The sequence below is a fragment of the Micromonospora parastrephiae genome (assembly GCF_016802865.1).
Lineage (GTDB): Bacteria > Actinomycetota > Actinomycetes > Mycobacteriales > Micromonosporaceae > Micromonospora > Micromonospora parastrephiae.
On the sequence record NZ_JAEVHM010000003.1, the window covers coordinates 47,752 to 61,180 of the forward strand.

Consider the following 13,429-nt stretch of genomic DNA (forward strand, 5'->3'; position numbering starts at 1 on the left):
CGGCCACACGGCAGTCCCGCGCCGATGCGGGAAGGGCGGAACGATCGAACGTGCCGTTCGCAGCCACGGGCTGACTGCGAAGTGGTTACCTGAAGCGCCAACTGTCGGACGGCTGCGTCCCGAACCGGAATCCGGCGCCGGGTCGCGGATCACGCTTCATAGACGAAGACCGGCTTGAACTTGTAGCCCGAGATCTTCTTCCGACCACCGAGAAAAGCCTTTTCGAGAATCGAGCAGATGCCCACCACCTCACCGCCGAGGCTCTCGATCAGTTGCGCCGCAGCCCTCGTGCAGTTGCCGGTCGCCACGATGTCATCGTGCAGAAGGATCTTGGCACCCGGCGGGAAGAGGTCGGTACGCATCTCGATGTAGTCGGTCGCGTACTCACCGGTGAACTCCTTGCCCACGGTCTCCCCGGGCAGCTTCCCCTTCTTGCGGATGGCGAGGAATCCGCAGTTCAGGCCGAGTGCCAGGGCGCCTCCGAAGATGAACCCGCGGGCGTCGACCGCCGCCACGTAGTCCGGCTCCAAGGGTCGCGCCCAGTCGAGCAGCTGCCGCTGGGTGAACGCCAGTGCTTCCGGATTCGCGAGCATCGGCATGATGTCTCGGAACTTGACGTTCTCCCGGAAGCCGGCGAGAGCAGGGATGGTCTGGTGAAAGCGCATGAGATCGTCTGGTGACTGCGGACTCGTCATTCTGCCCCCGATTTCGATGTCAGTTCACGGCCTTGCTGGTGGAGGCGCGGCTCGGATCGGACCGGCAGGCCCGCCCGGAGCATCACCATCCATTCCCTGCCCAGCTCCTCGTCGAAGGCGACCTAGAGCCGGCAGAGCACTTCGGATACGACGCGTGCGGCATGCTTGGCGTCGGACTCGGACACATCGAGATGCGTCACCATCCGGATCTCGGTGGCGCTGATCGCCGACACCCGCACCCCCGCCTCCATGCAGGCCGCCACGGCCCAGTCCGGGTCGTCGACCGGCACGAGAACCATGTTCGTCTCCGGCTCCTGGACGTCGATGCCGGCGTCACGCAATATCTCCGCGACGAGGCGTGCTTTCTCGTGGTCTTCGGCCAGCCGATCGATGTTGTTCTCGAACGCATAGATCCCGGCGGCCGCGATGATGCCTGCCTGCCGCATGCCTCCACCCATGCGGTGCTTCATGACCCGCGCCTCCGCGAGCCGGCTCCGGTCGAGGAGCAGGACCGAACCGACCGGCGCCCCGAGGCCCTTTGACAGGCAGACGGACAGGGTGTCGAAGCACCGGCCGTACTCCTCGAGAGAGACGCCGGTCCGGACGTGCGCGTTCCAGATCCGGGCACCGTCGCAGTGCACGGCGATCCCACCCTCGTCCGCGATCTTGCGAATCTCCTGCAACTCGGGAAGCGGGAAGATCCGACCCCCGGAGCGGTTGTGCGTGTTCTCCACCGCCACCGCCGTGGTGCCGATGCTGAACGGCTTCGGCCGCCTGATCATCTTCCGTAGGTCGTCCGGTTTGACCACGCCGTCAGAGGAGAGCGTGGTACGCGTCTGTATACCGGCGTGCCAGGCCAGCGCGCCGTCCTCGTAGAGCAGGAAGTGCGCGTCGGCATCGCACAACACCTCCTGCCCCGGCGCCGCGAGCAGACGCAGCGCCAGATGGTTCGCCATCACGCCGGTCGGCAGGTACAGAGCGGCGGAGAATCCGAAGGCGTCGGCGAGCATGCCCTCGAGACGCGCCACGGTGGGATCCTCGGCGTAACAGTCGTCGCCGACCTCGGCGCTCGCCATCGCCTGACGCATCGCGGCCGACGGCTTCGTCACCGTCTCACTACGTAAATCCACGAGTTCGCGTGCCATTGGTTCCCCCACGGCTAGAGGACGACAGGATGACCCCCGTGACTTCCCCTCGGCATGCAACATCGGAGATGTGGAGCCGCGCGACCGCATGAGTCGCCCATCGGGCCGTCATTGTCGATCGTAGATCAGTCTAAGACCGAAGCACAAGGTCAAAAACATCATTACTCCTCGGCGGACCCCCATAGCAACGAATACCCCTCCCCTACCTGGGCGTTTTCATCGACAACCGCTTCGATCACGCCAGGTTGACCACCTTCGATTATACGGAGCGTGTTCGTCAGCGGCGCTCGCCAGCGTTCAATCGGTGCCCCCCAGCCCACGAACGGAGTGCTATCATCGACAACAATCCAGGCCATATGCCCGCTGAGCAGGCAAAACGTGGCACCAGCCAGCCTGATCATGGCTCGCAAAGGGTCGGTGCCGCGTTCTCTTGTCAAAGTGGATAGACGTGGGTAAGGTCCACCTTGATCAGATCACCTTTCCAATACCGGAAGGCCTGACAATCAATAAACTGCGGGGGGCAGTCGCTCGACACCTTTACTTCTTGCGCACCGGTTCAGTGAATTCGCCACCGAATTCACCGGCCCGGATTCCTGCATAACCGGCCACGCTGGCGAGCCGGTTATCGGTCTTATTCAGCGACGAATACGATCGGGCCGGCTGTGAACAACTGGCCACTTCCTGATGGATTCTTCGACCCTCATGGAGTTGCGCCGTGGACCCTGCCTACAAACCATGTGAACTTCCTTCGTCGAGCGCGGTAGAAGCGCAGTTGGTCACACTCTGGGCGAAGCTCCTCGACTTGGACGACGTCGGGCACGACGAGGACTTCTTCGAACTGGGTGGCGACTCGCTGCTCGCCGCCGAGCTGCAACTACAGGTGGACGACGCGTTCGGAGTGGAGATCCCGTCTACCGTGCTCTACCGGCAACCGACCATATCGGCGGTTGCGGCGGCCATCGAAGAGGCCAGGAAGACGCCGCCGGCATCGGTGAATCTGTCCGACCCGGCGCTCTACGCCGACGGCCGGCAGTATGCGACCTGGGCGTGGTTACGCGAGCACGACCCGGTGTGGTGGCAACCCTTGCCGAACCGCGGCGAGGATGCCGGCTTCTGGGCCGTCACCCGGTACGCGGATGTCCAGCGGGTGATTCGCGACCACGAGTCGTTCACGTCCGAACGCGGAACCCTCGTCAACCTCTTGGGCAAGGGCGATCCCGCGGCCGGCGCCCAGCTCGCCGCCACCGATCCACCCTTGCACGACCAGCTACGGGCGCCTCTGCAGAAGGCCCTGGGCGCCCGCCCGATCGAGGCGTACGGCGACGAGATAGCGGCCGGCATCCGGCGGCTACTGGCCTCCGGTATCGACGGCGAGCCCTTCGACCTGGCCGCGGCGACGGCTCGTCTACCAATGGTCGCCATGACACCGATGCTCGCGCTGCCGCCTGCCGACACCGCCGACCTTATCCGCCTGGTCTCGATGTGCAACGCTGAGGAGGACCCGGAGTACCAGATCGGCGGGGCCACGGAGGCAACGCTGCGGCACGGCCACCGCGAGCTGTTCGCCTATCTGACCGACCTGGTACGGGTCCGCCGGCGCAGGCCCGGTGACGACCTGGTCAGCTACCTGCTCACCGCCGAGGTCAACGGTGAGGCGCCGCCGGTCGGGTCGATCGTCTCGAACTGCTACAGCATGCTGCTCGGTGCCGCGGGCACGGTGCCGCACGTGCCGACCGCCGCCGTCGCCGAGCTTTCGCGTACCGGTGGCTACCGCGACTGGGCCACGCGGCCCGAACTCCTCGACAGCGGGGTGGAGGAGGCCCTGCGGTGGGCGAGCCCGGCAAGCAACTTCATGCGCTACACCCGGCGACCCGTGACACTGGTTGACCGGGAGCTTCCGGAGGGCGTCGCCGTCGTGGCCTACCTGGGCTCCGCGAACCGGGATCCCGAGGCCTTCCCCGAGCCCGAGACGTTCGACATCAGACGACAACAGAACCGTCACCTTGCCTTCGGTGTCGGCCGTCATTACTGCGTCGGCTCGCACCTGGCGCGGTACACGCTACGGCGCTTCTTTCGCGAGCTGTTCGAGACGTTCGACGACCTCGCGGTGACCGGGGAGGCCGTACGGGTGCATTCGACGTTCCTAAGCGGCTTCAAGAAACTCATGGTGACCGGTAGCCCGGCCCGGCGGCGCTCGTGACCGCAGCGCCGACGCCCGCCGGGGCCGCGAGCCACCATCAGCTTTGCGGAGCCACCCTGGACGCACCGGAGCACATTCTCGACCTGGTGGAGCCGCACCTCGGCACGAATGCCCCCGCTGTGACCGACCGCGAGGGCACGTTCACCTATCGGGAGCTCGACGAGCGGTCGGCGATGATCGCGCGGGTTCTGCTCACGGAGGGTGTGCGGCCGGGCGACCACGTTCTGATACACGCTCGGCTCAGTCGGTGGGCGGTGGTGGCGATGCTCGGCGTGTTGCGCAGCGGCGCCACCTACGTACCGGTCGACGCGGCCTTCCCCGCCGGGCGCCGGCAGCACATCACCCGGGCCAGCGGGGCCCGGTACGCCGTGGTGGAGAACGGCCTGACCGACGTGCCACCGACTCCGGTGATGATCCCGGCGGACGTCCGTGATGTCGGGGCCGCCACGGTACGGGGCCCTCTCGCTTACACCTGCTACACCAGTGGATCGACCGGGGCCCCCAAAGGCGTCACCATCAGCGCCCGGGCCCTGGCCGCCTCGACGGCCGCCCGACTCCACTACTACGACGCACCCGTCACCAGGTTCGTGCTCTGCTCCTCCATCTCGTTCGACAGTTCAGTGGCGGGCATCTACTGGACCCTGGCCTCCGGCGCCGAACTGGTCATTCCCAGCGACCGCCAAACCGACGTCCTCGCGATCGCCCGCGCCGCCGCCGGCGCCTCGCACATGCTCACGCTGCCGTCGCTGTACCGGATGATGCTGCGCGGAGAACTGTTCACTAACGCCGTCGCGCCCAGAAACGTCATAGTGGCGGGCGAGTCATGCCCACCGGACCTGCTGCGGCAGCACTTCGCGGCGGTACCGGACTGCGAACTGTTCAACGAGTACGGTCCAACCGAGTGCACGGTCTGGAGCACCGTGCACCGCTGCCGACCGGAGGATGCCTCCGCCGGCAGCGTACCCATCGGTCGTCCGATCCCCGGCACGACCCTGTATGTGGAGAGCACCGGCGACGCACCGGGAGAACTGGTGATCGGGGGCCAGGGCCTGGCCGAGCAGTATCGGGCCGCAGGTGTATTCCACACCGGAGATCTGGTCTCAGTCGACGCCGAGGGCCGGCTGGTCTTCCACGGTCGCGTGGACGACCAGTTGAAGCTGGGCGGGATGCGGATCGAACGGAACGAGATCAGCTCCGTGCTGGCGACCTGCCCAGGTGTGGCGGAGGCCGCGGTCGGCGTGGCCGAACGCAACGGCCGGTCCGCCGTGTTGGGCGTCGTCACCGTGACGGATCCGTTACTCACTCCGGCGGCAGTGCGGGCGCACGCGCTGCGGCACCTGCCCGGGGTCGCCGTGCCGGGGCGGATCGAGATCCGGGGCCAGCTGCCGACGCTTCCCAACGGCAAGGTCGATCAACGCGGCGTCGACATGCTGGCGGCGCAGGCTCACACCGCGCGGACGAGAGAAGCAGCCGATGACCGCCCGTGAACCACGCTGGCTGCTGTGCCGCCGTCGGCGGCCTGCCGCGGCCCTGAGGCTCTACTGCTTCCCGCACAGCGGCGGGTCGCCAGGCGAGTACGTGCGGTGGGCCGATGGTCTCCCCGACAGCATCGAGGTCTGGGCGGTCCAACTGCCCGGGCGGGGAAGCCGGGGCGCGGAGCAGCCGATCACCGACCTGAACAACATCGTCGAGGCGTTCGTGTCTGAGGCCCGGCTGACCGCTCCGTACGCGTTCTTCGGCCACAGCCTCGGGGCCGGGATCGCCTACCACGCCGCCCGGCTCCTCCGCGACAGGTCGCTTCCTGAGCCGACGCGGCTGATCGCGTCCTCCTACGCCGCGCCACACCTGCACCGGTCGCCCATCTCTCTCGAGACAGCGAATGGTCCGGACCTTGTCAACGCCGTCGCACGCCTCTTCGGCGCGATTCCAAACGAGTTGCGCCGTGATCCGAAGGCCCTCGAGCTCCATCTGCGCCCTCTGCGAGCCGACATGATCGTCGCCGCCACCCACCGCTACGCCGAGGACGGGCCGCTCACCTGCCCGATCACTGTGTTGTCCGGTCAGGACGACGGGGAGACCGAGGATCGGCTCGCAGCGTGGACCGACCACACCGTGGCGGCATGCACATTCCGTAGCTTCCCCGGCGGGCACTTCTATTTTCGCGACCGCCTGCCGGAGTTCCTCGCCGACCTCAGCGCGACCCTGCTGCGGGACAGGACGGGATGACCCCGGAGTGGAAGACTCCGCTCCGGGGTCGTCCCGTCCCCCTCAACGTCGACGGTAATTGGGCTCGTCGGAGGTGATGACCACGTCATGCGGGTGGCTTTCTTGCAGTCCGGCGCCGGTGATCCGGACGAACTGGCCACGCTCCTTGAGTTCCCGCACGGTGGCGGTGCCGCAGTAGCCCATCGAGGAGCGCAGACCGCCGACCAGTTGGTAGACGACGCCGGACAGCGGCCCCTTGTAGGAGACCCGGGCCTCGATGCCCTCCGGCACGAGCTTGTCGGCCTGGGTGATCTCACCCTGGAAGTAGCGATCCTTGGAGAAGGAACGGGCACGCATGGCCGCGAGCGAGCCCATCGCCCGGTACTGCTTGTAGCTCTCTCCCTGGTCCAGAATCAGATCGCCGGGCGCCTCGTCGACGCCTGCGAAGAGGCCGCCGATCATCACGGCGTCGGCCCCGGCCGCGATGGCCTTGGGGATGTCGCCGGAGAGCTTGATGCCACCGTCGGCGATGACCGGGACCCCGTGACGAGCGGCCGCCTGCGCGCAGTCGTAAATCGCTGTGATCTGCGGCATACCCACGCCCGAGATGACCCGGGTCGTGCAGATGGATCCCGGGCCGGTGCCGACCTTCACCGCGTCGGCGCCCGCGTCCACGAGCGCCTCGACGGCCTCGGCGGTGGCGATGTTGCCACCGATCACCTCGATGTCGAGGGATCTCTTGATCGCGGCGACCGTGTCCAGCACACCCTGCGAATGCCCGTGCGCCGTGTCGACGACCAGGGCGTCGACGCCGGCCGCGACGAGAGCCTTGGCCCGGTCGACCGAGTCGTCGCCGACCCCGACCGCGGCGATCACTCGGAGGCGACCCTCGGCGTCCTGGGTAGCCGCAGGGAAGTCCGTCTTCTTCAGGATGTCCTTGATCGTGATGAGGCCGCGCAGAATCCCCGCGTCGTCCACGATGGGCAACTTTTCGACACGGTGCTCGCCGAGGAGCTTCTTCGCGGCCTCGAGATTCGTCCCCACCGGCGCGGTCACCAGGGGAAGGCCCCGCATCACTTCGGCGATCCGCACGTCGGTGCGCTCCACGAAACGCAGATCCCGGTTGGTCAGAATGCCGATCAGCCGGCCGATACCGTCCACGATCGGTACGCCCGAGACCTTGTAATGCGCCATGATCTCGAGCGCCTCCGCGACATCACGGTCGGCGGTGAGCGTCACCGGGTCGGTGATCATTCCGGACTGGGTCCGCTTGACCTTGTCGACCTCGGCGACCTGATCCTCGACGCTCAGGTTCCGGTGCAGCACGCCGATGCCGCCCAGCCGGGCGAGCGCGATGGCCATCCGGGCATCGGTGACGGTGTCCATTGCCGCCGACACCAGCGGAATAGCCAGTTCGATCGAGGGTGTGAGGCGGGTGCGGGTGTCGGCAGACGCGGGCGTGACCCGCGAATGTGCCGGAATGAGCAACACGTCATCGAAGGCGAGACCGGCCTTGGCCATCTTGGAGGGAAACTCGTCAGGCATGGACGGATACTACGGTACCGGGATCCGATCATTCTGGAGCCGATCCCGATGCGATCGATCATCTCGCCATCGCACGGCATCGCTCGCGCGGTGGGCTCCGAGAACCGGTGATGACCGGAGAAGAAGGCTCCGGCAGTCGGCGACGACGTACCGTCCTGGCCGCACTCTCGATCACCCAGACCATCGGCTACGGCATCCTTCTCTACTCGTTCGCTGTGCTGCTCCAACCGATGACCCGCGATCTGAACAGCTCGCCAGCCGTGGTGACGGGTGCCTATACCGCCAGCATCCTCACTGGCGCGGTGGTCGCCGTACCATTCGGGAGGTGGCTCGACCGGCATGGCGGGCGGGCCCTGATGACTACCGGTTCGATGGGCGGCGCCATGCTCCTGCTCATCTGGTCCCGGGTCGAGACCGTCGCACAGTTGTACGTCGTGCAGTGCGGAATCGGCATCGTCGGCGCGGCGACCCTCTACGACGCGGCCATCCCAGTCGTCGTGTCGTGGTACGACACACGCACCCGACCCCGTGCGCTCCTGACCGTCACCGTGGCGGCGGGCTTCGCCAGTACCATCTTCCTGCCGCTGTCCGGTTGGCTCGTCGAACACCACGGATGGCGCACGAGCGTCATGATTCTCGGCCTCCTCTATGCCAGCACCATTCCGCTGCACACCCTGGTACGCCGACCGCATCGCCGAATCGGCACCGCCGGACCGCAACCGGCCCCTGCGCCGGGCCGGTCCGTGGCGCTACGCGACAGGGCATTTTGGCTGATCGCGGTGGGCCTCACACTAGAGGCGGGCGCCGTCAACGCCTTCAATGTGCATATCGTCTCGGCTCTGGGCCACTGGGGACACGGCCCGGCGTTCTCGGCGGGGATTGCGGGGCTGATAGGCGTATTCTCGGTCGCCGGGCGTCTTGTGACGACCGGGCTACGACGTTGGTGCGCGACGGCCGTGATGACCGCAGCCGTGTTCGGTCTGCAGGCCGTGGCCGCGTTCCTGCTACCCGTCATCGCCACGAGTCCGGTCGGAGCCATCGGTGCGGTGATCGGCTTCGGCATCGGTGCCGGCGTCGGCACCATCGCGAAACCGATCCTCCTGTCCGAGCGCTATGGCACGCAGGACTACGGCACTCTCGCCGCAGTGGTCGCCATACCAATGACGCTGGCGAAGGCGGGCGCGCCGCTGGCTGCGAGCTTCATCAACTCGTCGACTGGCGGCTATCGGGTCGCGCTGGTGTCGATCGGCGGCAGCTGCATGCTGGCTGCGGTGGCGCTTACCGCAGTGAGAATTCCTCGTACCATTCCGGTAAGGGGCTGATTTTGGCTAGTAGGCCTCAGCCGCCGGGAAGCGGTCGCTGAAGGTGATGGCGACGGCGTTCAGCGCGGGATTCAAGCGCGTCGTCCATCGGGCTCAGCCTGCTCCGGTGGGTCCAGGGGCCGGGTCACCAGGTACAGACACTTCAACGCGGCCTGCTCGTTCGGAAACGGCCGCGGGCCTTGGCCGTCCGCAGTAGTGGGCGAACACCGCCTGGCTGATCTCTAGCAAGCGACCACAGCAAAACCCGGTGGCGACCGGCACACAAGGGCAGAGAAACAGAACGCCGGTCATCAGCCTACGACCGCGGGCGGAGCATCCGGGTAGGAAACCGGTGCTCTATCCACTGAGCTACGAGGGCGCGGGTGGTCAGTGTAACGACCTGCGAGTCGACCCGCGTTGGCAGAGACGGACCCCACGGCTGCCTGCGGTGACCCGGGGAACCTCCCCGCCCGACGACCACACGTTGGAGTGCATCCAGTTTAGTCTATCCGTACAGCAACTCCGCAGCGCCGGCGCTCGTCGTCACCGACCGCGCCACGGCGTGGCGCTCCCGCCTGGCCGGTACACCCGTCAGGACGGTTCGTAGGCCAGATTGGGTCGCAGCCACCGCTCGACGTCGGCGACGCTCATGGCGCGGCGGGCGGCGTAGTCTTCGATCTGGTCCTTGCCGATACGGCCCACGGTGAAGTACTTCGCCGCCGGGTTGGCGAAGATCAGCCCGCTGACGCTGGCGGCCGGCGTCATCGCGAAGGACTCCGTCAGGCCGATGCCGAGCTCGGCGGCCTTCAGCAGGTCGAACAGTTCCCGCTTCTCGCTGTGGTCAGGGCTGGCCGGATAGCCGAGCGCCGGTCGGATGCCTCGGAAGCGTTCGGCGTGCAGGTCGGCGAGGTCCGGCTCGGCGTCTGGCTCGAACCAGTCGCGGCGGGCCTTCAGGTGGATGTACTCGGCGAAGGCCTCGGCGAGTCGGTCGGCCAGCGCCTTGACCATGATCGCGCGGTAGTCGTCGTGCTGGGCCTCGTAGTGCGCGGCCAGGGAGTCGGCGCCGTGGATGGTCACGGCGAAGCCGCCCAGGTGGTCGCCGGCCGGGGCCACGTAGTCGGCCAGGCAGCGGTTGTCGCGGCCGGCCGGTTTGACCGTCTGCTGGCGCAGCATCGGCAGTCGCACCCCGTTGCCGAGGACGATGTCGTCGCCCTCGGAGTGCGCCGGCCAGAAGCCGTAGACGCCTCGGGCCTGGAACAGGTCGTCCTTCGTGATCTTGTCCAACAGGGTGTTGGCGTCGTCGTAGAGTTCGCGGGCGACCGGCTGATCCAGGATCGCCGGGAACTTACCCTTGAGTTCCCAGGCCAGGAACAGGAACTGCCAGTCGATCATCTCGCGCAGCTCGGGCAGGGTGGGCTGCACCGTGCGCCGGCCGGTGAAGGCCGGGGTCGGCAGGTCGCTGAAGTCGACCTCCTCGCGGTTGTCGCGAGCCTCAGCCAGGCCGAGCATCGGCTGGGAGTGCCGGCTGGCATGCGCCTCGCGTAGCTGCTCCTGCTCGACGCGGTTGGCACGGTCCAGCTCGCGGGCGCGGCCATCGTCGAGCAGGTCGGAGACCACCCCGACGACCCGGGACGCGTCGAGCACGTGCACGGTCGTGCCGTCGTACGAGGGAGCGATGCGGACGGCGGTGTGTTGACGCGAGGTCGTGGCCCCGCCGATCAGCAGAGGCAGCTTGAGGCCGCGGCGCTGCATCTCGGCACCGACTGTGACCATCTCGTCCAGCGACGGCGTGATCAGGCCGGACAGGCCGATGGCGTCAGCGCCCTCGGCGACGGCCGTGTCCAGAATCCGGCCGGCCGGAACCATCACACCCAGGTCGATTACCTCGTAGTTGTTGCAGCCCAGGACCACGCCGACGATGTTCTTGCCGATGTCGTGCACATCGCCCTTCACGGTCGCCAGCACGACCTTGCCCTGTCCGCGGCCCGGGTCGACCCGGCCCTCCAGGCGGGCCTGCTCCTTCTCGGCCTCCATGAAGGGCTCGAGGTAGGCGACCGAGCGCTTCATCACCCGGGCGCTCTTGACCACCTGCGGGAGGAACATCTTGCCGGCGCCGAACAGGTCGCCGACGATCTTCATCCCGTCCATCAGCGGACCCTCGATGACATCGAGGGGTCGGGCGAGACCCTGCCGGGCCTCCTCCGTGTCCTGCTCGATGAAGTCGACGATGCCGTGGACCAGCGCGTACGACAGCCGCTCGGTCACCGGCGCCTCCCGCCAGGACAGGTCGACCTCGCGTTTGGTGCCGGAACCGGTGACGGTCGACGCGAAGGTGACCAGGCGCTCGGTGGCGTCCGGGCGCCGGTCGAAGATCACGTCCTCGACGAGGTCGACGAGGTCGGCGGGGATGTCGGCGTACACGGCGAGCTGGCCGGCGTTGACGATGCCCATGTCCAACCCTGCGCGGACCGCGTGCAACAGGAACGCCGAATGCATGGCCTCGCGAACCACGTCGTTGCCGCGGAAGGAGAAGGACAGGTTGGAGATGCCGCCGCTGGTGCGGGCACCCGGGCAGCGCGCCTTGATCAGCGGGAGGGCGTCGATGAACGCCTTCGCGTACCCGTTGTGCTCGGCGATGCCGGTGGCGACGGCGAGGACGTTCGGGTCGAAGATGATGTCCTCCGGCGCGAACCCGGCCTGCTCCACGAGCAGATCGTAGGCCCGGCCGCAGATGGACACCTTGCGCTCGGTGGTGTCGGCCTGGCCCTGTTCGTCGAAGGCCATCACCACCACGCCGGCGCCGTAATCGCGGATCCGGCGGGCCTGAGCCAGGAACGGCTCCTCGCCCTCCTTGAGGCTGATCGAGTTGACCACGCCCTTGCCCTGCACGCACTTGAGGCCGGCCTCGAGGACCGTCCACTTCGAGCTGTCGATCATCACCGGGATCCGGGCGACCTCGGGCTCGGTGGCGATGAGGTTGAGGAAGGTCGTCATGGCGCGCTCGCTGTCGAGCAGGTCGGCGTCCATGTTGACGTCGAGCAGGTTGGCGCCGCCGCGGACCTGCTCCAGGGCCACGTCGACCGCGCCCTGATAGTTGTCCGCCTCGATGAGCCGGCGGAACTTGGCCGAGCCGGTCACGTTGGTGCGCTCACCGATCATCACGAACCCGGTGTCCGGGCCGATGGCGAACGGCTCCAGCCCACTGAACCGGGTGGTTTCAGGCGAGGCGGCGACCGTCCGTGGCGGTGTGCCGGCCACGGCGGCGGCGATCCGGGCGATGTGGTCCGGTGAGGTGCCGCAACAACCGCCGACGATGTTGACCATGCCGGATGCGGCAAACTCGCCGAGCAGGCCGGCGGTCTCCTCCGGAGTCTGGTCGTAGCCGCCGAAGGCGTTCGGCAGACCGGCGTTGGGATGACACGCCACATAGGTTTCGGCGATCTTGGAAAGCTCCTCGACGTGCGGGCGCATCTCGACCGCGCCCAGCGAGCAGTTCACGCCGACGACCAGCGGTTCGGCCCGCTCTATCGAGCGCCAGAAAGCCTCCACGGTCTGCCCCGACAGGGTCCGGCCGCTGAGGTCGACGATGGTGACGGAGATCCACAGCGGCAGCTGCGGCGCGACCTCACGGGCCGCGGCGATCGCGGCTTTCGCGTTCAACGTGTCGAAGATCGTCTCGATCAGAAGCAGGTCGACACCGCCCTCGGCCAGGGCCGAGATCTGCTCCGCGTACGCCGCGCGCACTTCGTCGAAGTCGACGGCGCGATACGCCGGGTCCTCGACCCGCGGCGACAGCGACAACGTCACGTTCAGCGGCCCGACCGACCCGGCCACGAACCGCCCATCGAACTCGTCCGCCGCCTGCCGGGCCAGCCGCGCACCCTGGACGTTCATCTCACGAACCAGTGACTGGAGCCCGTAGTCGGCCTGACCGATGCTCGTCGCCGTGAACGTGTTGGTGGTGGTGATGTCGGCGCCGGCGGCCAGATACCGCCGGTGTACGTCCAGGATGACGTCCGGCCGGGTCAGGTTGAGCAGGTCAGGATCACCGCTGACGTCCCGCGGATGATCGACAATCAGGTCGCCCCGATAGTCCGCGGCGGTGAGCTTCGCGCCCTGCAACATCGTTCCCCAGGCGCCGTCCAACACCAGAACACGCTGCGACATCAACTGCCGCAGCGACGACGCAGTGCTTCTCTGGTCCAGTAACGCGCTCAAGCAGCCGCCTCCGAAGCTCGGAGGCGCCCTTGTTGACGACATGAAGGCCGAGCGTGGCGGGCTCCGCCCGTCGCAGCGCCTCTCGACCCGACAGGCAGATAGTACCCCGAAGCGCTTGCC

General features: G+C 67.5%; 8 protein-coding genes and 1 pseudogene. 4 read left to right on the plus strand and 5 right to left on the minus strand.

Translation table 11 applies throughout. The annotated features are described in order from the left end of the window. Positions 1–149: 149 nt before the first annotated feature. Together JNW91_RS01750 and JNW91_RS01755 are read right to left on the minus strand one after the other, a co-directional pair. Entirely contained in the window at positions 150–665 is a 516-nt protein-coding gene (locus tag JNW91_RS01750; RefSeq protein ID WP_203173202.1) for an adenine phosphoribosyltransferase, read from the minus strand. 152 nt (positions 666–817) lie between these two features. After that, entirely contained in the window at positions 818–1,840 is a 1,023-nt protein-coding gene (locus JNW91_RS01755) for a threonine aldolase family protein (RefSeq protein ID WP_203173250.1), read from the minus strand. Between the two features lie 772 nt (positions 1,841–2,612). On the opposite strand from JNW91_RS01755, the gene JNW91_RS01760 reads away from it, so the two are divergent. From JNW91_RS01760 to JNW91_RS01770, 3 genes are read left to right on the plus strand one after another with little or no spacing between them, the layout of a single operon-like run. Continuing rightward, complete coding sequence (locus JNW91_RS01760) at positions 2,613–4,040, plus strand: cytochrome P450 (protein ID WP_203173203.1); 1,428 nt, start codon at positions 2,613–2,615, stop codon at positions 4,038–4,040. Then, entirely contained in the window at positions 4,037–5,527 is a 1,491-nt protein-coding gene (locus JNW91_RS01765; protein ID WP_203173204.1) for an AMP-binding protein, read from the plus strand. The genes JNW91_RS01760 and JNW91_RS01765 overlap by 4 nt, the downstream gene beginning before the upstream one ends. Further along, positions 5,514–6,266 carry a thioesterase II family protein gene (locus JNW91_RS01770; RefSeq protein WP_203173205.1) on the plus strand — a complete coding sequence of 251 codons (753 nt, stop codon included), beginning with the start codon at positions 5,514–5,516 and terminating at the stop codon, positions 6,264–6,266. Before JNW91_RS01765 ends, JNW91_RS01770 begins: the two co-directional genes overlap by 14 nt. A gap of 42 nt (positions 6,267–6,308) precedes the next feature. Here JNW91_RS01770 and guaB read toward each other — a convergent pair whose 3' ends face one another. Next, complete coding sequence (gene guaB / locus JNW91_RS01775) at positions 6,309–7,790, minus strand: IMP dehydrogenase (protein ID WP_203173206.1); 1,482 nt, start codon at positions 7,788–7,790, stop codon at positions 6,309–6,311. 110 nt (positions 7,791–7,900) lie between these two features. Between guaB and JNW91_RS01780 the strand changes: the two genes are divergently transcribed. Next, complete coding sequence (locus JNW91_RS01780; RefSeq protein WP_203173207.1) at positions 7,901–9,112, plus strand: MFS transporter; 1,212 nt, start codon at positions 7,901–7,903, stop codon at positions 9,110–9,112. A 6-nt stretch (positions 9,113–9,118) separates the two neighbouring features. Here the strand turns inward: JNW91_RS01780 and JNW91_RS01785 are convergent. Then, a pseudogene (locus JNW91_RS01785) lies at positions 9,119–9,302 on the minus strand (IS256 family transposase); the annotation flags it as partial. A 380-nt stretch (positions 9,303–9,682) separates the two neighbouring features. Next, positions 9,683–13,351, minus strand: coding sequence for a methionine synthase (metH, locus tag JNW91_RS01790; protein ID WP_255544916.1), 3,669 nt, complete (start codon positions 13,349–13,351; stop codon positions 9,683–9,685). Between the last annotated feature and the right edge of the window lie 78 nt (positions 13,352–13,429).